Origin of the sequence: uncultured Pseudosulfitobacter sp., from assembly GCF_963976325.1 — a bacterium.
In the GTDB taxonomy this organism is placed as follows: Bacteria; Pseudomonadota; Alphaproteobacteria; order Rhodobacterales; family Rhodobacteraceae; genus Pseudosulfitobacter.
On record NZ_CAXBJW010000001.1, the window covers coordinates 426183 to 448761 of the forward strand.

Annotated in this window: 22 protein-coding genes; 9 read left to right on the forward strand and 13 right to left on the reverse strand. The window is 61.7% G+C overall.

Annotated features, from left to right (window positions below):
- Positions 1-126 precede the first annotated feature (126 nt).
- Entirely contained in the window at positions 127-3006 is a 2880-nt protein-coding gene (gene uvrA / locus AAC077_RS02120) for an excinuclease ABC subunit UvrA (RefSeq protein ID WP_339766293.1), read from the forward strand.
- Between the two features lie 18 nt (positions 3007-3024).
- Here uvrA and AAC077_RS02125 read toward each other — a convergent pair whose 3' ends face one another.
- The 6 genes from AAC077_RS02125 to AAC077_RS02150 form a co-directional block, all read right to left on the reverse strand.
- The gene (locus tag AAC077_RS02125) at positions 3025-4047 is read right to left on the reverse strand and encodes a transketolase (RefSeq protein WP_339766294.1); all 1023 of its coding nucleotides are present in this window, start codon (positions 4045-4047) and stop codon (positions 3025-3027) included.
- Positions 4044-5171, reverse strand: a complete 1128-nt coding sequence (locus AAC077_RS02130; protein WP_339766295.1) for an AI-2E family transporter — start codon at positions 5169-5171, stop codon at positions 4044-4046. Before AAC077_RS02130 ends, AAC077_RS02125 begins: the two co-directional genes overlap by 4 nt.
- A gap of 71 nt (positions 5172-5242) precedes the next feature.
- Positions 5243-6115: a 3-hydroxyisobutyrate dehydrogenase gene (gene mmsB / locus AAC077_RS02135; RefSeq protein WP_339766296.1), complete on the reverse strand. Its 873-nt coding sequence runs from the start codon at positions 6113-6115 to the stop codon at positions 5243-5245.
- A complete protein-coding gene (locus AAC077_RS02140) occupies positions 6112-7158 on the reverse strand; it encodes an enoyl-CoA hydratase/isomerase family protein (RefSeq protein WP_339766297.1) in 1047 nt (348 codons plus the stop codon). Before AAC077_RS02140 ends, mmsB begins: the two co-directional genes overlap by 4 nt.
- Complete coding sequence (locus tag AAC077_RS02145) at positions 7155-8297, reverse strand: acyl-CoA dehydrogenase family protein (protein WP_339766298.1); 1143 nt, start codon at positions 8295-8297, stop codon at positions 7155-7157. The genes AAC077_RS02140 and AAC077_RS02145 overlap by 4 nt, the downstream gene beginning before the upstream one ends.
- Positions 8298-8456: 159 nt before the next feature.
- Positions 8457-9956, reverse strand: coding sequence for a CoA-acylating methylmalonate-semialdehyde dehydrogenase (locus AAC077_RS02150; RefSeq protein ID WP_339766299.1), 1500 nt, complete (start codon positions 9954-9956; stop codon positions 8457-8459).
- Positions 9957-10097: 141 nt separating this feature from the next.
- On the opposite strand from AAC077_RS02150, the gene AAC077_RS02155 reads away from it, so the two are divergent.
- The 5 genes from AAC077_RS02155 (at position 10098) to AAC077_RS02175 (ending at position 14336) form a co-directional block, all read left to right on the forward strand.
- The gene (locus AAC077_RS02155; RefSeq protein WP_339766300.1) at positions 10098-10997 is read left to right on the forward strand and encodes a LysR family transcriptional regulator; all 900 of its coding nucleotides are present in this window, start codon (positions 10098-10100) and stop codon (positions 10995-10997) included.
- A gap of 63 nt (positions 10998-11060) precedes the next feature.
- Positions 11061-11495, forward strand: a complete 435-nt coding sequence (locus AAC077_RS02160) for a CBS domain-containing protein (protein WP_339766301.1) — start codon at positions 11061-11063, stop codon at positions 11493-11495.
- A 108-nt stretch (positions 11496-11603) separates the two neighbouring features.
- On the forward strand, positions 11604-12098 hold the full coding sequence (gene coaD, locus AAC077_RS02165; protein ID WP_339766302.1) for a pantetheine-phosphate adenylyltransferase: 495 nt from the start codon (positions 11604-11606) through the stop codon (positions 12096-12098).
- Positions 12099-12135: 37 nt separating this feature from the next.
- Positions 12136-13500, forward strand: a complete 1365-nt coding sequence (locus tag AAC077_RS02170; RefSeq protein ID WP_339766303.1) for a L,D-transpeptidase family protein — start codon at positions 12136-12138, stop codon at positions 13498-13500.
- On the forward strand, positions 13497-14336 hold the full coding sequence (locus AAC077_RS02175) for an extensin family protein (protein WP_339766304.1): 840 nt from the start codon (positions 13497-13499) through the stop codon (positions 14334-14336). Before AAC077_RS02170 ends, AAC077_RS02175 begins: the two co-directional genes overlap by 4 nt.
- Here the strand turns inward: AAC077_RS02175 and gap (AAC077_RS02180) are convergent, their stop codons facing one another.
- The 3 genes from gap (AAC077_RS02180) to gap (AAC077_RS02190) all read right to left on the reverse strand — a co-directional run bounded on the left by gap (AAC077_RS02180) (position 14337) and on the right by gap (AAC077_RS02190) (position 16667).
- Positions 14337-15335: a type I glyceraldehyde-3-phosphate dehydrogenase gene (gene gap, locus AAC077_RS02180; RefSeq protein ID WP_339766305.1), complete on the reverse strand. Its 999-nt coding sequence runs from the start codon at positions 15333-15335 to the stop codon at positions 14337-14339.
- Between the two features lie 112 nt (positions 15336-15447).
- The gene (locus AAC077_RS02185; protein ID WP_339766306.1) at positions 15448-15591 is read right to left on the reverse strand and encodes a hypothetical protein; all 144 of its coding nucleotides are present in this window, start codon (positions 15589-15591) and stop codon (positions 15448-15450) included.
- Positions 15592-15665: 74 nt separating this feature from the next.
- On the reverse strand, positions 15666-16667 hold the full coding sequence (gap, locus tag AAC077_RS02190; RefSeq protein ID WP_339766307.1) for a type I glyceraldehyde-3-phosphate dehydrogenase: 1002 nt from the start codon (positions 16665-16667) through the stop codon (positions 15666-15668).
- 173 nt (positions 16668-16840) lie between these two features.
- On the opposite strand from gap (AAC077_RS02190), the gene AAC077_RS02195 reads away from it, so the two are divergent.
- Complete coding sequence (locus AAC077_RS02195; protein WP_339766308.1) at positions 16841-17821, forward strand: DUF808 domain-containing protein; 981 nt, start codon at positions 16841-16843, stop codon at positions 17819-17821.
- Between the two features lie 80 nt (positions 17822-17901).
- Here the strand turns inward: AAC077_RS02195 and tkt are convergent, their stop codons facing one another.
- Positions 17902-19920, reverse strand: a complete 2019-nt coding sequence (gene tkt, locus AAC077_RS02200; RefSeq protein ID WP_339766309.1) for a transketolase — start codon at positions 19918-19920, stop codon at positions 17902-17904.
- Between the two features lie 259 nt (positions 19921-20179).
- On the opposite strand from tkt, the gene AAC077_RS02205 reads away from it, so the two are divergent.
- Together AAC077_RS02205 and AAC077_RS02210 are read left to right on the forward strand one after the other, a co-directional pair.
- Positions 20180-20686 (forward strand): hypothetical protein, encoded by a 507-nt coding sequence (locus AAC077_RS02205; RefSeq protein WP_339766310.1) that lies wholly within the window; start codon positions 20180-20182, stop codon positions 20684-20686.
- A complete protein-coding gene (locus tag AAC077_RS02210) occupies positions 20686-21090 on the forward strand; it encodes a cell division protein ZapA (RefSeq protein WP_339766311.1) in 405 nt (134 codons plus the stop codon). The genes AAC077_RS02205 and AAC077_RS02210 overlap by 1 nt, the downstream gene beginning before the upstream one ends.
- 256 nt (positions 21091-21346) lie before the next feature.
- Here AAC077_RS02210 and AAC077_RS02215 read toward each other — a convergent pair whose 3' ends face one another.
- The 3 genes from AAC077_RS02215 to AAC077_RS02225 form a co-directional block, all read right to left on the reverse strand.
- Entirely contained in the window at positions 21347-21856 is a 510-nt protein-coding gene (locus AAC077_RS02215; protein ID WP_339766312.1) for a GNAT family N-acetyltransferase, read from the reverse strand.
- A gap of 112 nt (positions 21857-21968) precedes the next feature.
- The gene (gene grxD, locus AAC077_RS02220; RefSeq protein ID WP_339766313.1) at positions 21969-22331 is read right to left on the reverse strand and encodes a Grx4 family monothiol glutaredoxin; all 363 of its coding nucleotides are present in this window, start codon (positions 22329-22331) and stop codon (positions 21969-21971) included.
- Entirely contained in the window at positions 22328-22573 is a 246-nt protein-coding gene (locus AAC077_RS02225) for a hypothetical protein (protein WP_339766314.1), read from the reverse strand. Before AAC077_RS02225 ends, grxD begins: the two co-directional genes overlap by 4 nt.
- Positions 22574-22579: the final 6 nt, after the last annotated feature.

The window sequence follows — 22579 nt, forward strand, 5'->3', positions numbered from 1 at the left end:
CCGCGCAACAGGCGGTTACTGACACATTTTGTCAGCATCCTGCCGATGTTCCCTATTGGTTCCGTTTTTGCCATTGGAGAATCCGCCACGCGGGACTATGTACAAATCGTTAACCGTGGGGCGGATATGGCAGAGCAGAAAAACATCGAGGTGCGCGGCGCGCGCGAGCACAACCTGAAATCCATCGACGTGGACATTCCGCGCGACCAGCTGGTGGTGATCACCGGCCTGTCGGGGTCGGGCAAATCGTCGCTGGCGTTCGACACGATCTATGCCGAAGGGCAGCGCCGCTATGTGGAATCGCTGTCTGCCTATGCGCGCCAGTTCCTGGACATGATGCAAAAACCGGACGTGGACCACATCAGTGGCCTGTCGCCCGCGATTTCCATCGAACAAAAGACCACGTCGAAAAACCCCCGTTCGACCGTGGGCACCGTGACCGAGATTTACGACTATATGCGGCTGCTGTTCGCCCGCGTCGGCACGCCCTACAGCCCCGCGACCGGCAAGCCCATCGAGGCGCAGCAGGTGCAGGACATGGTCGACCGCGTCATGGCGATGGAGGAGGGCACGCGTGCCTATCTTCTGGCGCCGATCATCCGTGACCGCAAAGGCGAATACCGCAAGGAATTCATCGAGTTGCGCAAGCAAGGCTTTCAGCGGGTGAAGGTTGACGGGGAATTCTACGATCTGGACGAACCGCCGACGCTGGACAAGAAATTCCGCCACGACATCGACGTGGTCGTCGACCGTATCGTGGTGCGCGAAGGGCTGGAAACGCGGCTGGCCGACAGCTTGCGCACGGCCCTTGATCTGGCCGACGGTATCGCGGTTCTGGAGACCGCTCCGGCCGAGGGCGACCCGGAACGCATGACGTTTTCCGAGAAATTCGCGTGCCCCGTCAGCGGCTTTACCATCCCCGAGATCGAGCCGCGCCTGTTCTCGTTCAACGCGCCTTTCGGCGCCTGCCCGGACTGTGACGGGCTGGGGGTCGAGCTGTTCTTTGATGAACGTCTGGTGGTGCCGGATCAGAACCTGAAGGTTTACGATGGCGCGCTGGCACCCTGGCGCAAGGGCAAGTCGCCCTATTTCCTGCAAACCATCGAAGCCATTGCAAAACATTACGAATTTGACGCGCAGACCAAGTGGAAAGATCTGGACGCCCATGTGAAACAGGTGTTCCTGTTCGGTTCGGGCGACGATGAAATCCCGTTCCGTTACGACGAAGGTGGGCGGGTCTATTCGGTGACGCGCACGTTCGAGGGCGTCATTCCCAACATGGAACGCCGCTATCGCGAGACGGACAGCAACTGGGTCCGCGAAGAGTTCGAGCGCTACCAGAACAACCGCCCCTGCGGCACCTGCCACGGCTACCGCCTGCGGGCCGAGGCGCTGGCGGTGAAAATCGGCCCGTCCGACAAGCCCGACGAGCTGTTGCACGCAGGCCAAGTGGTCGAAATGTCGATCCGCGAGGCGTTCGCGTGGTGCGAAACCGTGCCCGACAACCTGACCGCCCAGAAAAACGAGATCGCGCGCGCCATCCTCAAGGAAATCCGCGAGCGGCTGGGGTTCCTCAATAACGTCGGGCTGGAATACCTGACCCTCAGCCGCAACAGCGGCACGTTGTCGGGCGGCGAAAGCCAGCGTATCCGGCTGGCCAGCCAGATTGGCAGCGGCCTGACCGGGGTGCTCTATGTGCTGGACGAGCCATCCATCGGCCTGCACCAGCGCGACAACGACCGGCTGCTGGGCACGCTGAAAAACCTGCGCGATCAGGGCAATACCGTGATCGTGGTGGAACATGACGAGGAAGCGATCCGCGAGGCGGATTATGTGTTCGACATTGGTCCGGGGGCAGGGGTGCACGGCGGGCGCGTGGTCGCCCACGGCACGCCCGACCAGATCGCCGCCAACCCCGACAGCGTCACCGGCCAGTATCTGACCGGCGCACGCGAGATTGCCGTGCCTGCGACCCGTCGCAAGGGCAAGAAGAAATCGGTCAAGGTGGTCAAGGCGTCGGGCAACAACCTGCACGACATCACTGTGGATTTCCCGCTGGGCAAATTCGTCTGCGTCACCGGCGTATCGGGCGGGGGCAAATCGACGCTGACCATCGAGACGCTGTTCAAGACCGCGTCGATGCGGCTGAACGGCGCGCGCCAGACACCGGCCCCCTGCGAAACGATCAAGGGGCTTGAGCATCTGGACAAGGTCATCGACATCGACCAACGCCCCATCGGGCGGACTCCGCGTTCAAATCCAGCGACTTACACCGGCGCCTTCACCCCGATCCGTGACTGGTTTGCCGGTCTGCCTGAGTCCAAGGCACGCGGCTATAAACCCGGCCGCTTCAGCTTTAACGTCAAGGGCGGGCGCTGCGAGGCCTGTCAGGGTGACGGCGTTATCAAGATCGAGATGCACTTTTTGCCCGATGTCTACGTCGAATGTGAAACCTGCAAGGGGAAACGCTACAACCGCGAAACGCTTGAGGTCACGTTCAAAGGCAAGTCGATTGCCGACGTGCTGGACATGACCGTGGAAGACGCGCAGACGTTTTTCCAAGCGGTGCCGTCGATCCGCGAGAAGATGGACGCGCTGATGCGGGTCGGTCTGGGGTACATCAAGGTGGGCCAGCAGGCGACGACCCTGTCCGGCGGCGAGGCGCAGCGGGTCAAACTGTCCAAGGAGCTGGCACGCCGGTCCACGGGACGCACGCTGTACATTCTGGACGAGCCGACAACCGGCCTGCATTTCGAAGACGTGCGCAAGCTGTTGGAAGTGCTGCACGAACTGGTGGATCAGGGCAATTCGGTCGTGGTGATCGAACACAATCTGGATGTCATCAAAACCGCCGACCACCTGATCGACATCGGCCCAGAGGGCGGCGACGGCGGTGGTCAGGTTGTGGCAACTGGCACGCCCGAACAGGTGGCCGAAGTCGCGGCCAGCCACACGGGCCGCTATCTGAAACCGATGTTGCAGGGTCGCAAGGTCGCCGCCGAATAGGGCGGCGACCAGCGCGGTTTACAGGATGGCGCGGGCGATGCGGATCAGTTGCAGCGTCTCGAATGCGTCATCGTCCAGCATCAGCACGTCACCGTTGACGGCCGAATAATTGTACCCCGGCTGCGGCGCGGGCAGGCGGTACATGCGCTGCATTTCGGCCTGTGTCAGCGCGGCAGTGGGCGCAATCCGCACCCCGCCCGGAAGATCAACAACACGCGCCAAGCCGTTGACTTTCAACAATGTATCGTATTCATCAACGTCCAGCAGGACCGGCATACCGTCGATCAGCGCATAGCGTTGGCCAGCCGGTGCAGGTGCCAGATCATACAGGTCGGCAATCTGGCGCGAGTTCAGCACCAGATCGTCATAGGGGCGCAGGTCGCGGTCGCGGTATGTGTCCACACGGTCGCGCAGCAGCCCGTCATAGTAACGGTCGTCATGATCGACCCACTGGTCATAGGTCACACCCTTTTTGGCCAGTCCGGGCGGCACGCAGGGGGGATCTTTCTTGGCCAGACCGGGCGGACAGTTGCGATAGCGCAGGATTTCGTCGTCGGGAATATCGGCGTAGACGCGGTCCAGCCCCAGCAGCGCCAGCGGCAGGGCGGCGATGATCCCGCGCAGGTCACGGTCCTTGGGGGCCTGAACGTTCAGAACCTCACGCGCGACGCGGTCCAGATCAGTGCGTTCGCGGGCTTTGCGGGCGTCTTTAAAGTCGGTCCCATGACCCTTTTCGGCGCGATCATCGGATTTGTGATCCTTGTCCTTGCCTTTGTGGTTCTGGTCCTTTTTCGGGCCTTTGGCGTCCTTGCCGTGGCCGCCGCCTTTGTCGTCCTTATGACCTTTGGCTTTGCCCTGGCTCTTGTCGTTGCCTTTCGCTTTGCCCTTGGCTTTGTCAGGCTTTTCCTTGTCGTTCTTCACCAGCACCACGGGGCCGTGCGCGGCGTTCAGGCTTGGGATGGACGTTGCAGCCTGGACCGGCGCGACAAACCCCGTGCTGGCCACCGCAACCGCTGAGGCCAGGGTGAGAAGATGTTTCATTCTGTTTTCGCTCCATGCTTGAGAATTTCCATATCCAGCCGCGTCTGGGCTTCGTCGTCCATATCCTGCGCGTCGCCCAGAAACCGGCCCATGTGGCGCATCGGCTCAATCTCGTCCAAGATGATCTTGGCGACGATCAACAGTGGCACCGCGACAATCATGCCGATGACCGACCAGATATAGGCAAAGAACGCGACGACCAGAAACAGCACAGGCGCGTTCAGGTGCATCCGCCGCGAGATCAGCAAAGGCGTTACAAGCTGGCCTTCGATGCTGGTGCAGCCCATGTAGACCGCGAACACCAGCAGCGGCGACCAGATAGCGCCGAACTGTGACGATGCCACCAGTGCGGCGATACAGGCCCCAGCAAGACCCCCGAAATAGGGGATAAAGTTCAACGCAAAGGCCATGACGCCGATTGCGATATACTGGTTGATGCCCATCAGGAACATCGCCGTGCCGATGGTAAGGCCAAGCCCCGCGTTGATCAGGGTGATGCCGCCCAGATAGCGGCCCAACCGGCGTTCAATCGTGGCCACGATTTCAAGCGCGCGGCTTTTGTCCTTGGTTCGGCCAATGCTTTCAACAGCCCGTTGCAGGAAAAAGTCGCCCGAACTCAGCAGAAAGAACAGCAACAGCACCGCGAACAGCAACTGGCTGACCAATTGCGGCGCAAGGGTCAGGATTTGCCGTGTCGAGGTTTCCTGGTCCACCACCGCGACTTCGACAGGCTTTTCCGTCTGGGTGTCTTTGGTTTCGATCATGTTGTCGACGGCTTCGGCCGCTTCGGCCACTGCCTTGATCGTGTCGTTCTGCGTGGCGCTGATGCGGTCCTGCAATTGCTCGATCAACTCGGGCACGTCGCGCACCATCATGCTGACGGGGGACGAAAAATAGTAAAGCGACAGGGACAATAGGGTGATGATCAGGCCGGTGAACAGCACCGCGACCGCACCGCTGGGAATGCCCAGTCGCTGCAAGCCGCGACGCGGGCGGCTGAGGACGAAATAGGCAAGAACGGCGGCGGTGACAGGGATCAGGAAGTTGGACGCAGCGACCAGCCCGTAAATCAACATGATGACGAATATACCGATAACCGGCAGCGCCGTTGCTTTTTGGCTCATGATTGCGTTGCCCCCCAGGACGCTTGGTTCGAGGGACAACGCCGTCAGCGTGTAAAGGGTTCCTTACAGGGTCAACCGCGACCCCGTTCGGCAAACCGGGGCAACATGGCGCTGAAATCGCGCCCTTTGCCGCCTTCGTCCTCGACAAAGGTTTTGTACAGTGCCAGCGCCAGCTTGCCCATCGGCGTGTCGGCATCTGCCGCTTCGGCGGCTTGCTGGCTAAGGCCCAGATCCTTTAGCATCAGCTCGGCGGCGAACCCGGGTTTATAGTCGTTGTCGGCCGGCGATTGCGGACCCACGCCGGGGGCGGGGCAATAGGCGTTCATGCTCCAGGAATAGCCCGACGAGGTGCTGACCACGTCGAACATTTTCTGCCGTTCCAGCCCCAGCTTGTCGGCCAGTGCAAAGGCCTCGCAGGTGGCGATCATCGTGGCGCCAAGGATCATGTTGTTGCAGATCTTGGCGGCCTGTCCGGCGCCTGCCTCGCCGCAATGCACGGCCTTTTGGCCCATGATGTCGAACAGCGGTTCGGCCTTGGCAAAGGCATCTGCGCTGCCGCCCGCCATAAAGGTCAGCGTGCCGCCCGCCGCACCACCGATGCCACCCGAAACGGGCGCATCCACGGCCAGAAGGCCAGCGGTTTCAGCGTCTTCGGCCACGGCGCGGGCGCTGTCGACGTCAACAGTGGAACAGTCGATGAAACACGCACCCTTGGCCATCAGCGGGATGATCTGTGCGGCGACATCGCGCAGGATCGCGCCGTTGGGCAGCATGGTGATCACCACGTCCATACCTGCCGCTGCGGCGTCGATGGTGTCTGCAACAGCGGCCCCTTCGGCGGTGGTGCCCGCGACGTCAAAACCTGTCACGTCATGGCCCGCTTTGGCCAGATTGGCCGCCATCGGTGCACCCATGTTGCCAAGGCCGATAAATCCTATCTTCATTGCTCAGTTCCTCCCAGTTTCAGTGACGCGTCGCCCAAGGGGCGCAGCATTTTGCTGACAGCACTTGGCGGCACGTCGGTGTCTGCGTATTGCCAGTTCGGGCTGCGGTCCTTGTCGATGATCGCAGCACGAATGCCTTCCAGAAAATCGCCATGTTCCATCGCGCGGGACGTGAACCGGTATTCCAGATCCAGCGCCTTTTCGATGGTCAGGGACGGGCCGCGCAGGCGGTGCAGCGCCTCGATGGTGCAGGCCATCGACAGCGGGCTGTTGCGGCCCAGTGATTTCAACGTGGCACGGGCAAAGTCGCTGTCTTCGGCGCTGAGTGACCGGAGAATATCGCCCAGGCCTTCGCCGCCGAAATGGCGGTTGATGTCGTCAAGCTGGCCTTGCAGGGGGCCGGTTTCGGGCGTTTCGGCGGCGGTCTCCAGCAGGGTGATGTCGCCCGATGACTCCAGTTGCTCGATCAGATCAGTCCACTTTAGCTGCGGCACATAACTGTCAGCAAAACCTGAGAAAATCGCATCAGATGGCCCCATGCGGGACGCCGTGGTGCCCAGGTATTCGCCCATCCGTCCCGGTGCCAGCGCCAGCATCAGCGTGCCGCCCACGTCGGGGATCAGGCCGATGCCGACCTCGGGCATGGCGATCTGGCTGCTTTCGCCCACGATCCGGTGCGATCCGTGACAGCCGATGCCCACACCGCCGCCCATCACGAACCCTTGCAGGAAGCTGACCACAGGTTTGGGATAGGTGAAAATCTTGGCGTTCAGGCGGTATTCATCGGCCCAGAACTTTTGCCCATAGGCGAAGTCACCCTTGCGCCCCGATGCATAGAGGTCGGCAATGTCGCCGCCCGAGCAGAAGGCGCGGTCGCCTTCGGCGTCGATGATCACCAGTTGCACCGCGTCGTCGTCGCGCCAGCGGTCCAGCGCGTCCTCGATGGCCAGACACATGTCATAGGTCATCGCGTTCAGCGCCTTGGGGCGGGTCAGCGTGATGCGGCCGGCGACACCAGTGATGCGGATGGAAATATCGCTCATCGGTTTTTCAGCATGTCACGCGCCACGATCACGCGCATGATCTCGTTGGTGCCTTCCAGAATCTGGTGAACCCGCAAATCGCGCACCAGCTTTTCAATGCCATAGTCGGCCAGATAGCCATAGCCGCCGTGCAGTTGCAGACATTGATCGACCACTTTTGACCCGGTTTCGGTCACGAACTTTTTCGCCATCGCGCAGAACTTGGTGGCGTCGGGCGCGCCCTGATCCAGTTTCCACGCCGCCTGCCGCAGAAAGACGCGCGCGGCTTGCAGTTCGATTTCCATATCGGCCAGACGCCATTGCAGCCCCTGAAACTGGTCGATGCTTTGGCCAAAGGCCTTGCGTTCGCCCATGTAGTTGAGCGTGGCGTTCAGCGCGGTCTGCGCGGCGCCCAGCGAACAGGCGGCAATGTTCAGACGGCCACCATCCAGCCCCATCATCGCATATTTGAATCCTTTGCCTTCTTCACCGATCAGATTGTCGGCAGAAATTTTGCAATCGTCGAACTGCACCTGTGCCGTGGGCTGCGACCGCCAGCCCATTTTGTCCTCAAGCGCGCCGAACGACAGCCCGTCGGTGCCGTCCTTGACATAAACGGTGCTGACGCCGCCGGCACCCGCATCGCCGGTGCGCACCATGCACACGTAAGCGTCCGAATAGCCGCCGCCCGAGATGAACGCCTTGGTTCCGTTCAGGGTGTAGCCTTCGTTCGTGCGATCCGCGCGGGTTTTCAGCGCCACGGCGTCCGAGCCGGAGCCGGGTTCGGTCAGGCAATAGCTGAGCACGGTGTTCATCGTCAGCACATCGGGCAGCACGCGGGCCTTGAAGTCGTCGCTGGCAAAGCTGTCGATCATGCGCGCGCACATGTTGTGGATGGACAGGAAGGCTGCAACAGACGGGCAGGCCATGCTCAGCGCCTCGAACACCAATGTGGCGTCCAGACGGCCCAGACCGGCACCGCCGGACGCTTCGGACACATACAGCCCGCCAAAGCCCAGCTCGCCCACCTGCGGCCACAGCTCTTTGGGAATGGTGCCCTTGGCCTCCCAGTCGCGGGCGTGGGGTGCGATGTTGTCCTGGCCAAAGGCATAGGCCATGTCGAAAATAGCTGATTGTTCGTCTGTCAGTGCGAAGTCCATCGCATCCTCCCTGATCGCCGAAATGAACGTTTGTTTAATAATCGGTCTCTGCGGCCACAGTTGCAAGTCTTTCGTGGGCAGGGCCAGCGGGCGGACGGGCCAGCGGCAGAAACCTGCCCCGATGCGCAGTGCACCGGGGCAGGGTATATCGCAGGGGCGTTATTCCATCACGGGGATGGAGAATTCGCCGCCTTCCTTGATGCCCGAGGGCCAGCGCGCGGTCACGGTTTTGGTGCGTGTGTAGAATTTGAACGCATCCGGGCCGTGCTGGTTCAGGTCACCGAACACCGATTTCTTCCAGCCGCCAAAGGTGTGATAGGCCAGCGGCACGGGGATCGGCACGTTGATGCCGACCATGCCGATGTTGATCCGGTTGGCAAAGTCACGGGCCGCGTCGCCGTCACGGGTAAAGATCGCGGTGCCGTTGCCGTATTCGTGGTCCATCGCCAGACCCAGCGCCTCTTCATAGTCCTGCGCGCGCACGCAGGTCAGAACCGGGCCAAAGATTTCCTGGGTGTAGATGTCCATGTCCTTGGTGGCGTGGTCAAACAGGTGCGGGCCGACGAAATAGCCGTCTTCGTAGCCTTGCAGCTTGAAGCCACGTCCATCGACAACCAGCTTCGCACCCTGGTCGATGCCGGTCTGCACCAGACGTTCGATGTTGGCCTTGGCCGCAGCGGTCATAACGGGGCCGTAATCCACGTCATTGCCTGCGGTATAGGGGCCGACCTTCAACGCTTCGACGCGCGGGATCAGCTTTTCCATCAGACGGTCGGCGGTCTCATCACCGACGGGCACGGCAACCGAGATCGCCATGCAGCGTTCGCCCGCCGCACCGTAACCGGCACCGATCAGCGCGTCGGCGGCCTGATCCATGTCGGCGTCGGGCATGATGATCATGTGGTTCTTTGCACCGCCAAAGCACTGCACGCGTTTGCCGTTGGCGCAGCCGGTGGCATAGATGTATTCGGCAATCGGGGTCGAGCCGACAAAGCCGACCGACTGGATCACGTCGTGATGCAGGATCGCGTCAACCGCTTCCTTGTCGCCGTTGACGACTTGCAGGATGCCTTTGGGCAGGCCTGCCTCTTCCAGCAGTTCGGCCAGCATCAAGGGCACGGAGGGGTCGCGCTCGGACGGTTTCAGGATAAAGGCGTTGCCGCAAGCGATGGCCGGCGCGAACATCCACATCGGGATCATGGCAGGGAAGTTGAAGGGCGTGATGCCCGCCGTCACACCCAGCGCCTGACGCATGGAATACATGTCGATGCCGGGGCCGGCGCTGTCGGTGTATTCACCTTTCAGCAGTTGCGGCGCGCCGATGCAGTATTCGACGACTTCCAGACCGCGTTGCACGTCACCGGCGGCATCGGGCAGGGTCTTGCCGTGCTCGCGGCTGAGCGCTTCGGCCAGCTTGTCCATGTCGCGGTTCAGCAGGTCGACGAATTTCATCAGCACACGGGCGCGGCGCTGCGGGTTGGTCGCGGCCCATTTCGGTTGGGCGGCGGCGGCGTATTCGACGGCCTTGTTCAGCTCTTCTCCGCTGGCCAGTGGCACGCGGCCCTGCACTTCGCCGGTCGAGGGGTTCATGACGTCGGCAAAGCGGCCCGAGGTGCCTTTGACGTGTTCGCCGTTCAGGTAATGGGTCATCTCTTGCATGGGAAATCCTTCCTGTGGTGTTCCGTTGGGCGCACTGTAGGCTTGCAAAAACACATGGAAAAGACGCATCTTTCCAAAATAGTCATGCATTTTTGCAAAATGAACGGGTTTGCAAAATGAAACGGGAAGGGCACTTACGGTATGGAAGCGCACTGGGATGATTTGCGGCTGTTTCTGGCCATCGCCCGCGAGGCCAGCCTGACCGCGGCGGGCAAGACGCTGCGGCTGGACCCCGCCACGCTGGGCCGCCGGATGGTGCGGCTTGAGGCGGCACTGGGGGCGGTGTTGTTCGTGAAATCCCCGCAAGGCTATGCGCTGACCGAGGCGGGCGTGATCCTGCTGGACAAGGCCGAGGCGGCCGAAGCGGCGATGCGCGCGGCGACCTCGACCCTGTCGGGCGGGCAATCCGACCGGCTGACAGGACAGGTGCGCATCGGGGCGCCGGACGGCTGTGCCAACTATCTGATGCCGCAGGTCTGCGCCGATCTGGCCGACCGCCATCCTGATCTGGACATTCAGGTCGTGGCCTTGCCGCGTGTCTTCAACCTGTCGCGCCGCGAGGCGGATCTGGCCATCGGCGTCAGCGCGCCCACGGCGGGCCGTCTGACGGTGCAGAAAATCACCGACTACCGTCTGCATCTGGCCGCCGACGACAGCTATCTGGCCCAGCATCCGCACATCACCACCACTGCCGATCTGCAAGGGCACCGGATCGTGGGCTATATCCCCGACATGATTTTTGACCGTGAACTGGATTACCTGGCCGACATCGGCCTGCCACGCACGGCGCTGGCGTCCAATTCCGTCTCGGTCCAGTTGAACCTGCTGCGTGCCGGCGGCGGGGTGGGGATCGTGCACGACTTTGCACTGCCCGCCGCCAGCGGATTGCGGCGTATTCTGACCGATCAGATTGGCCTGACCCGTGCCTTTTACCTGATCCGCCACGCCGACGACCGCAACAACGCGCGGCTGACGCGCTTTGCCGATGATCTGGTGGCGGGGCTTCGCGTGGAACTGGCGCGGCTTGAGGCGCACGCTTGACACAAAACGGGTTTGCGGGGACGATCAATATATCGACCGTTCAACCATCACACGAGGTTTGCCATGCTTGTCCAACATATCCTGCAATCGAAATCCAGCGACGCGGTGATTACTGTCAAACCCGGCACAAGCGTCTCGGATGCCGCGAAAATTCTGGCCAAGCACAAATTCGGCAGCGTGGTCGTGTCGCGTGACGGGACGACTGCGGACGGTATTCTGTCAGAGCGTGACATCGTGCGCGAACTGGCCACCCGTGGCGCAAGCTGTCTGGAAGAAAAGGTCGAGACCTATATGACCACCAAGCTGGTCACCTGCACCCGTCAGGACAGCGTCGAAAGCGTCCTGCAAAACATGTCCGACGGACGGTTCCGCCACATGCCCGTGGTCGAGGATGGCAAGCTGGTCGGCCTGATCACCCAAGGTGACGTGGTCAAGGCGCGCCTGTCCAAAGTGTCGATGGAAAAAGACGCCCTGCAAGGAATGATCATGGGCCACTAGCGGACCGTTGGTTATAATTTTGCGACACTGCGTCTTGGCGCTTGCATTTTTGTATCCCGAGTGGTTGCTTGCCGCGAAATAATATTACCCTGACCACGGAGCACGCCCATGCGCGTTGGCCTTTACCCCGGCACTTTCGACCCCATCACCCTGGGACATATCGACATCATCCGCCGCGCCACGTCGCTGGTGGACCGGCTGGTGATCGGCGTTGCGATCAACCGGGACAAGGGGCCGTTGTTCCGTTTGGAAGAACGTGTTGCCATGATCGAGGCGGAATGCGCCAAGCTGATGGAACAGACCCAGACCGAGATTATCGTGCATCCGTTCGAGAACCTGCTGATCGACTGTGCTGCCGATGTCGGGGCCCAGATGATCATTCGCGGCCTGCGGGCTGTGGCTGATTTCGAGTATGAATATCAAATGGTCGGCATGAACCGCCAATTGAATGACGAGATCGAGACGGTGTTCCTGATGGCCGAGGCCACGCATCAGGCCATTGCGTCGAAACTGGTCAAGGAAATCGCGCGGCTGGACGGCGATGTCAGCAAATTTGTCACGCCGCAGGTCAATGAGGCACTGATCACGAAACTTTCAGGCTGACGCGGGAACTGGCCAGCCAACGGGCACGTTGGTTGGCATGTCATACACATCGCACATCGCCCGTATCACCCTGTTGACGCTGATCGCGTCCCCCTTGGTCGCGCAGACCCCGACAACAACTCAGCTTGATCCTGCGCCTGTCGTGCCGCCCGCCACGCAACAACCCCCTGTGACGCCACAGCCTTCTGTGACGCCCCCGCCGCCTGTCAGCCAGCAGCAAACCGCACCTGCGACGGGTGATCCCATCATTCCGATGGCCGAATCCGCGCTGGATGATGTTCCGGGCGATTCCTCGGGCGATCCTTCGGGTACGCGCATTCCCAGTGTGTCAGAGCTGTCAAAGGCACTGGAAGACAAGGAAAACGCCGAAACCCAAGGGGACACTGGCCTGGGCACCAATGATGTCATTCCGGCCACGCCGGATGCAGGCGCAAACCAGACCACCGACCCGGCCAACAGCGACGCCACCGCCGCCGCACAGCCTGAGATTCCATCGCAGCCCGTCACCCCGGCGACCGTCAACGCGGCCAGCTATTCAGGCGTGGGCGGCCTGCCCGATGGGCGCAGTCCCGTCACCGTGAAGCTGCAAGTGCTGTTGGACCGCGCTGCCGTGTCGGTGTCGATCATCGACGGTGTCAAAGGTGGCATGACCGAAAGCGCGCTGAAAGCCTATGAGGCGCGCATGGGGCTGCCGGTTGACGGCCTGCTGGACGCCGAGGTTTGGGACAAGCTGGGTGGCAACGACATTGACGTCTACATGAAACAGTACACGATCACAGATGCCGATGTTTCGGGCCTGTCCGCGCCGTTGCCGCGCGACTATGGTGAGTTGGCCAAGCTGGACCGCATGGGATACACCAGCGTTCCCGAAAAGCTGGCCGAACGGTTCCACATGAGCGAGGATTTCCTGAAACTGGTGAACCCCGGTGCAGGGTTTGTCGCCGGTGAAACGATTGTCGTCGTCGAACCCGGTGAAAAGGCCGTGGGGCAGGTGACCAAGATTGTCATCGACAAATCCGACCGCCGTCTGCGCGCCTGGGATGCGGCGGGGACCGAGATTGCCAACTATCCCGTGGCCGTGGGATCGTCGGGCACGCCGTCACCTTCGGGCCACATGACGGTCGAGGCGGTCGCACTCGAGCCGACCTATCACTATAATCCCAGTGTCAATTTCAAGCAGGGTGACAACGACAAGCCGCTGACACTGCCGCCGGGACCGAATGGGCCGGTTGGTCTGGTGTGGATCGACCTGTCGAAACCCACCTACGGCATCCACGGCACGCCGGAACCCGCCAGCCTGTTCACCGCCCATTCCCACGGCTGTGTGCGCATGGCCAACTGGGATGCACAGGAACTGGCGTCGCTGGTCAGCGCAGGTGTCGTCGTTGATTTCCGCGAATGAACCGCGTGCTGGCGGTAGCGCTGCTGATGATACCATCAGTGGTCTGGGGGCAGGGCGCGCCTGACACGTCGCGTCTGCCCCCCGTCAGGCCCGAGGCCGCGGTGGAGGGCGACGGGGCAGCCAGCGCCCCGACGCAGTCCAAGCTTCCGCCTGACACGGACGCCGCGCCCCGGTCAGAAACACCGCAGGACGGCGGCACAGAGAACGGGCAAACCACTAAGGACCCTGAAACCCAGCCAGAGCCGCTTGCCCCGCCTGTGTGGCAAACCCTGCAAGAGACCGACGACGCCTTTGTTGCCTGCCTGGGGGCGCTGAATGAATTGGGTGCTGTGTACAAGGTGGCTGACCCGCAGATCGAAGACGACCGCGATTGCGGTATCGCCAACGCGGTGCGCGTGTCGCAGGCCGTGCCCGGCGTTCAGATCGACAGCCCTGCGCTGATGCGGTGCGAAACGGCCGTGGCCCTGGGCACATGGATGCGCGATTTTGTGCAGCCCGCAGCCGCCACATTGAAACGCGGGCCGGTGGTGACCTTGGCCAAGGGCAGCGGCTATCAGTGCCGTCGCCGCAACAATTTGCCCGACGGCAAACTGTCGGAACATGCCTTTGGCAATGCCATCGACATCATGGCGTTCGGGTTCAAAGACGGATCACAGATCAAGGTCGCCCCGCGCGAGCGTGAAGGATCACGCGAGGAAAGCTTTCAGGACGCGGTGCGCGCCACTGCCTGTCTGCATTTTACCACCGTTCTGGGGCCGGGGTCGGACGACGCGCACAGCAATCACCTGCACTTGGACGTGATCGCGCGCAGTGGCGGCTTTCGTCTTTGCCAGTGATCACTTGGCGTTGGCCATCGCCAGCGCCGTGTCCAGCATCCGGTTGGAAAAGCCCCATTCGTTGTCGTACCACGACAGGATGCGCACCAGCGTGCCGTTTTGCACATGGGTCTGGTCCAGCGCCACGGTCGAACTGGCGGCGGTGTGGTTGAAATCAACCGACACCAGTGGGCGGGCTTCAATCTCAAGCACACCACCCGAGGCGCGGGCGGCCTTGGACAGGGCGGCGTTGATGCCTGCGATGTCGGTTTCCTTGGCCACTTCCACCGTCAGGTCCACGCAGGACACGTTGGGCGTGGGCACCCGCAACGAGGTGCCAAAAATCAGCCCGTCCAGTTCCGGCATCACCAGCCCGATCGCCTTGGCCGCACCGGTCGAAGTGGGCACCATCGACAGCGCCGCAGCCCGGCCCCGCGCCAGATCGCTGGCGGCACGGTCATGGGTGGGCTGGCCGCCGGTATAGGCGTGGATCGTGGTCATGGTGCCGCGCAGAATGCCGAATTCCTCGTGCAGCGCCTTGCACAGCGGGGCCAGGCAGTTGGTGGTGCAGGATGCATTCGACACGATTTTATCGTCAGCGGTCAGGATGTCGTGGTTCACACCATAGACGATGGTTTTCATCTCGCCCTTGCCGGGGGCCGAGATCAGCACCTTGCCGCTGCCGTTTTTCAGGTGCGCGCCTGCGGTTTCGTCCGTCTTGAAAAAGCCGGTGCATTCCAGCGCGATGTCCACGTCACCCCAATCCAGCTTGGCCGGGTCGCGTTCGGCGCTCATGCGGATGGGGCCTGCGCCCACGTCCAGCGTGTCACCGGTCAGGGTGACGGTGCCGTTATAGCGGCCATGGACGCTGTCGAATTCAAACAGATGCGCATTGGTGGCAGGGTCGGCCAGATCGTTGATGGCAACAACTTGCAGGTCGTCGCCGCCGCGCTCCATCAGCGCGCGCAGCACGTTGCGCCCGATGCGTCCAAATCCGTTGATTGCGATTTTTGTGGTCATGGTTGGGCCCCCTGTGTTCGGTTAGCGCTAACATAGGCGGGGCAACCACATTGTCAACCGCGCGCGCAGCGCAGGCGCACCATCGCACATCACAGTCGAAAAGGGCAGGGCGTCAGCGCCAGAAGGCCATCCATTCGATCAGGTCGAACAGTTCTTTGCCCAGAAACAACAGGTTTTCGCTGTTGTTGGCATACACGTCAAAGCCGATCCAGGCGATCAGGAGGGCAGCCAGAATAAGCGACAGCGTGTTGGTCATTTGGGTAAAACTCAAACAAAAAGGGCAGGGCTGTTGTGACAGCCCCGCCCCGATCCCGCAAGTGGCGGTGCGTTTTACGACAGACGGCCCATGGCGACGGCGACGTCGGCCATACGGCACGAGAATGCCCATTCGTTGTCGTACCACGCCAGCACCCGCACCAGATTGCCGCCGGTGACCTTGGTCTGGTCGGGGGCAAAGATCGACGAATGTTCGGTGTGGTTGAAATCGACCGAGACTTTCTGTTCGTCATCATAGGCCAGAACGCGGCTCATCGGGCCATCGGCGGCGGCTTTCATGGCGGCGTTCACTTCGTCCACGGTCACGTCGCGGCCGGCGACAAAGGTCAGGTCCACGGCCGACACGTTGGGCGTGGGCACGCGCATGGCGGTGCCGTCCAGCTTGCCCGCCAGTTTCGGCAACACTTCACCCAGCGCCTTGGCGGCACCGGTCGAGGTCGGGATAATGCTCATCGCGGCGGCGCGGGCGCGGTACAGATCGCTGTGGCGCTTGTCCAACGTCGGCTGGTCGCCGGTATAGCTGTGAATGGTGGTCATCAGGCCGCTTTCGATGCCAAACGCATCATCCAGCGCCTTGGCCAGCGGGGCCAAGCAGTTGGTGGTGCACGACCCGTTGCTGACCATGCGGTCGATATTGGTCAACTCCTTGTCGTTGACGCCGTAAACCACGGTGCGGTCCACGTTCTTGCCGGGGGCCGACAACAGAACCTTGCCTGCGCCACGCTCAAGGTGGGTTTTGGCCTTCAGGCCGTCGTTGAACATGCCGGTGCATTCCAGAACGACGTCGCAGCCCTCCCAGTCCAGCGCGTCCATGTCATAGGTGGACATCACGTCGATCGGGCCACGCCCCAGATCAAGGGTATTTTCGCCCACTTCGACCATGCCGGGGAATGCGCCGTGCACCGAATCGTATTTGATCAGGTGTGCAGCGCTTTTCAGCGGGCCGGTGGCGTTCAGTTTGACGACCTGAATGTCGTTGCGTCCGCTTGCGGCGATGTGCGACAGGGTGCAGCGGCCAATGCGGCCAAACCCGTTGATGCCAACTCTGATGGTCATGGTCTGCGTCCTTATGTGGGATGTTGAGGGGTGTATAGCGACAGGCCAAATTGGGCGAAACACCTGAAAACAAGCTGTTAGCGATAAACCTGTGACCCATTTGCTGCGTTTGCACGTTTGTCTTTCGCGCGGTCAGTGTTAGCTCTGTATCCAGGCACCTCGAAAGGAACGACATGAGCGGATTACTGGCCCTATTGGATGACGTGGCAGCGATTGCCAAAGTGGCGGCGGCCTCGGTCGATGATGTGATCGGGCAGGCGGCCAAGGCCAGCGCCAAGGCGGCAGGTGCCGTGATTGACGATGCTGCCGTGACGCCGAAATACGTGACCGGTTTTGCCGCCGAACGCGAGCTGCCGATCATCTGGCGGATTGCCAAGGGGTCGCTGCGCAACAAGCTGCTGTTCTTGCTGCCTGCGGGGCTGGCGCTGAACCAGTTTGCGCCTTGGGCGATTACGCCGCTTTTGATGTTGGGTGGCTGTTACCTGTGTTTCGAAGGGGCCGAAAAGATCGCCCATGCGGTTGGTGTCGGGGGCAAGGGCCACGAAGATCATCCAAAGGCAAAGCAGGAAATCGTCGATCCCGCCCATCTGGAAGAGGAAAAAGCCAAGGGCGCGATCAAGACCGATTTCATCCTGTCCGCCGAAATCATGACCATCACGCTGGCCGCGATCCCCGAAAGCAACTTCTGGATGGAAGCGGCGACACTGGCCGGGGCTGCGATCATCATCACGCTGGTGGTCTACGGCTCGGTCGGGTTGATTGTCAAAGCGGACGATCTGGGTCTGGCGATGGCCAATCGCGGGCGTCTGGCGCTGACGCAGTCGCTGGGGCGCGGCATTGTGCACGCGATGCCATGGGTGTTGAAAATTCTGCTGGTGGTCGGCACTGCGGCGATGCTGTGGGTGGGTGGCAACATCGTCATCCACGGGCTTGAGGTGCTGGGCTATGACACGCTGGGCCACTTTACCCACGACTGGGCGGCGGCCGCGGGCCATGCGGTCAGCGAAAGCTGGCGTGGGGCGGTCGAATGGACGACCAAGGCGACGATGGACGGTGTGTTCGGTCTGGGGCTGGGTCTGGTGCTGATCCCGATTGGCGAAAAGATCATCACGCCGATCTGGCGGGCCGTGTTTCATCGCGACGCGGCGGCCTGAGGCAAAAGCCGAAGCTTGATGCAAAACGGGCCGGTGAGGAGTTCTCACCGGCCCGTGTCATTCCGTAACCCGGTATCAGATCACAGCAGCGCCTTGGCCTTGGCCACGACGTTGTCAGCGGTGATCCCGAACTTTTCGAACAACTCTTCCGCAGGGGCCGAGGCACCGAACCGGTCCATGCCGACGAAATCAGCCTTGCCCGCGCGGCCACGTTCGCCCAGCAGCCATTGGTCCCAGCCCTGGCGCACAGCCGCCTCGATGCCGATGCGCACGGCGCTGCCTGCGGGCAGAACCTTGCGGCGATAGGCTTCGTCCTGTTCGGCAAAGAGCTCCATACAGGGCATGGACACGACGCGCGTGCCGATCCCGTCGGCTTGCAGCGCCTCGCGGGCTTTCAGCGCGACCTCGACCTCGGAGCCGGTGGCGATCAGGATCACCTGACGTTTGCCCTCGGCCTCGGCCAGAACGTAAGCGCCCTGGGCGGTCAGGTTCTTGTTCTTATGCTCGGTCCGCACGGTCGGCAGGCCCTGACGGGTCAGCGACAGAACCGACGGCGTGGTTTTCGAGGTCAGCGCGATTTCCCAGGCTTCTGCCGTTTCAATCGTGTCGGCGGGGCGGAACACATAGGTGTTGGGCGTCGCGCGGCTGATCGCCAGATGCTCGACCGGCTGGTGTGTCGGTCCGTCTTCGCCCAGGCCGATGCTGTCGTGGGTCATGACATAGACCGTCGGCACCTGCATCAGCGCCGACAGGCGCATGGCAGGGCGGGCATAGTCGGTGAAACACATGAACGTGCCGCCATAGGGGCGCATACCGCCGTGCAGCACCATGCCGTTCATTGCCGACGACATGCCGTGCTCGCGGATGCCCCAATAGACATAGCGGCCCTTGCGGTTGTCCACGTCGAAGACGCCCAGATCGCCGGTCTTGGTGTTGTTGGAACCGGTCAGATCAGCCGAGCCGCCGACGGTTTCGGGCATGATCGGGTTGATGACTTCCAACACCTTTTCGCTGCTGGCGCGGGTGGCCAGTTTGGGCGCGCTTTCCGACATCTGCTTTTTGAACGCCTTGATGGTGGCGCTCAGCTTCTTGGGGGCGTCCAGCGCATAGGCGCGCTCGAACTGGGCGCGTTTGGCGTTGCTGATCGCGTCCATGCGGGCCTGCCAGTCAGCGTGTTCCGCGGCACCGCGTTTGCCGATTTCCTCCCATGCCGATTTCACATCGGCGGGGATTTCGAACGGGCCGGTGGTCCAGCCATAGGCGGCCTTGGCGTCGATCAACTGCTGCGGATCGGTCAGCGCGCCGTGCCCTTTCGAGGTGTCCTGCGCTGCGTGGCCCAAGGCGATGTGCGTCTTGCACGCGATCATCGTGGGCTTGCTGCCCTTCTTGGCCTGCGTCAGGGCGGCGTCGATTTCGTCGGGGTTGTGGCCGTCAATCTCGATCACCTGCCAGCCGGCGGATTTGAAACGCGACACCTGATCGGTGCGGTCGCTCAGCTCGACGGTGCCGTCGATGGTGATGTTGTTGTTGTCCCACAGCACGATCAGCTTGCCCAGCTTGTGACGGCCCGCAAGGGTGATCGCCTCTTGGCTGACGCCTTCCATCAGGCAGCCGTCGCCCGCGATGACATAGGTATAGTGATCGACAACCTTGCGCCCGTATTGCGCGCGCTGCATTTCTTCGGCCATGGCAAAGCCGACCGAATTGGCAATGCCCTGCCCCAGCGGGCCGGTGGTGGTTTCAATCGCATCGGCCAGGAAGTTTTCAGGGTGGCCCGCGGTGCGCGCGCCCATCTGGCGGAAGTTCTTGATTTCCTCGATGGGGAACTGCGCGTCGCCCACAAGATGCAGCAGCGAATACAGCAGCATCGAGCCGTGGCCCGCCGACAGGATGAACCGGTCGCGGTCGGGCCAGTTGGGGGCGGATGCATCAAATTTCAGGTGTTTTTCGAACAACACGGTGGCCACATCGGCCATGCCCATCGGCATGCCCGAGTGACCCGAGTTGGCAGCGGCGACCGCGTCCAGTGTCAGCGCACGGATGGCGGTGGCTTTGGACCAGTGGTCAGGGTTGGCGTTGGCAAGTGCTTTGAGATCCACGGCAGCAGTCCTTTGGCTGGAAATAGCGAGCTTGCCCTGCTCCATATCAGCCCAAGGGCAGGGGTCAAGCGCCCGAGGGCTTTCGCACCGCTGCGCACATCAACGCCCGCCCGCAAGTCGTTGATCGCAAAGAGGGCGCATTTCGCGTACCGTTTCGCTAGACTTTGCCTATTGCGGACCTTCCGAGCGATTCGCCGGTGGTCAAAGCGTGAAAAACGATACAGAAACAGTACAAGCCGAACGCAAACAGGGACGACGGATGAGCGATATAATCGAGTTGCAACGCCGGATCATGGCCGCGATGGACCGTGTGGCCAGCGGTCTGGGAGAATTGTCAGGCACCGGGGGCGGCGATGCGGCGACCCAACAGGCGCTGGAAGACGAAAAAGTCGTCAACGCCCAGTTGACCGAACGCATCCGCATGCTGAGCCAGCGCCACGAAAGCGATCTGGCCAAGCTGCGCGAGACGACCGAGGGCACGCAGGCGCAACTGGCCAGGCTGGACGCCGACCTGCAAAAGCTGCGCAAGGCGAACACCCAACTGTCGCAGTCCAATCAGGCGCTGCGCGATGCCAATGCCGCGGGCGTTGCCGAACCGCATCTGATCAACAAGGCGATGCTGGCCGAGCTTGAGGCGCTGCGCGCGGCCCGCGCGGCGGACATCTCGGAAGCGAACACGATTATCGCGGCGATGACCCCGCTGCTGGAAGAGGGCGCCTCTGACCCGTCCGCCGCAGAGCCCGAAGCCAAGCAAGGAGACGCCTGATGCCCGAAGTGATCATTTCCATCGGGGGCCGCCAGTTCGAAGTGGCCTGCCAGGAGGGCGAAGACGCCTATCTGCACTCCGCCGCCAAAATGCTGGACGACGAGGCGAAGGTTCTGTCCGACCAGGTGGGCCGCATGCCTGAGGCGCGGATGCTGTTGATGGCGGGGCTGATGCTGGCCGACAAGACCGCCAGCGTCGAGGACCGCGTGGCCGAAATTCAGGCCAAGCTGGACGAACGCGAGGCCGAACTGGAAGGGCTGCGCAATCAGGTGATCGAACCCGAACGGATCGAGATTCCGGTGGTGCCGCAATCGGTGACCGACACGCTGGCCGAACTGGCCGCACGCGCCGAGTCGCTGGCCGAAGAGGTGCAGGAGCGGCTGGACGGGACTTACGAGGGATAAATTCTCTTTTATTCAGGAGCTTGCCCGCAATACCTCATCCGTCTGACAGGGCGTGCCAAAGCCCGGAATTAAGGTGCAAAGCACCGCCGGGCAGCGCCCGACCGCCCCATGGGCGGGCGCTTCTTCACCGTATTGCGGTTCATCATCCACACGCCAAAGCGGATAGATAAAGTGGCATAGACCAAGGTATCAGCGCCCACCCGCGGTCGGGCGCTGCCCTATGTTTCAACTGTGATATGCGGCCAGCCTCATGATGTCACAGAAACCGATAGGCATAGACGTTGTTCAGATAGGCTTCACCGCCGATACGAAAATGCGTCTCCCCGACCTTCTCAAAGCCTTGGGACAGGTAAAACGCGATGGCCGGATCATTTTCGGCATTGGTCGTCAGCCAGACAGATTTGGCATTTTGCGCGCGGCAATGGTCCAGCGCTGCATTTAACAGGCGCTTGCCGATGCCTTTGCCATGATGGCGCGGTTGCACGTAGAATGTGGCGATTTCCATGTCTGAACACCCGTCTACGGGGGCCGCGCTTGATGAGGCGATACATATAAACCCATCAATCCCCTCTGCATTGTCAGAAACAAGGATGAACCGGTCAGCGTCGTCGATCAGCGCCGCGATCTTTGCGGTGGTAAACTGTTCCAGAACGTAGTCCGCAAAGAACCTGTTCACCCCGCGTTTCAGATAGGTGCCAACCCAAACCTCAATCGAGATTGCCGCGATGCTGGATGCATCTGAGATGTCGGGTGCGCGTAAAGTCATAGGCGCAGAAAGACCAAGTTTGATCGGATCTTCAAGACCGATCTGCGGCGCCCCCAGAAACGCAAAAGGGCCAGCCCAAGGCCAGCCCCTTCAACGTCGATCCAGAACCGTCTCAGCCGTTGGCTTCGCGGATTTTCTCGGCGGCATCCTTGTCATAGGTCACGCCGTTCTGTTCAAACAATGTGTCCAGTTCGCCCGACAGGGTCATTTCGGTGATGATGTCGCAGCCGCCGACGAATTCGCCTTTGACGTACAATTGCGGGATCGTGGGCCAGTCGGAATAATCCTTGATGCCCTGACGGATGCCCTCATCGGCCAGCACGTTCACATCCGTGAACTCGACGCCCATATAGTTCAGCACACCCGCCACACGGCTGGAAAAACCGCATTGCGGCATGGATTTCGTGCCCTTCATGAACAGCACAACGTCGTTGCTGGTCACGGTGTCTTTGATTTGTGTTGTTGCATCGGTCATTTGCGTTTGTTCCTTGGTACAAAGGTTTTTGCATATTCCTGCGGGTCGCGCGGCACCTTGAAGGTATAGGAATGTCCGCCGCCGGCCCCGCCGGAGTGATAGTTTGCCTCGATCTCGTGATAGCCCGTTCCGGGATCGCAGCCGCGTTCGCTGTCTTTGTGGTGCCGGATGGACTGGGCCGCCCTGAGCACCGCGAACAGCAGCACCACGCCGCCAAGTCCGATGATCAGGGCAAAGTCCATCGCGGG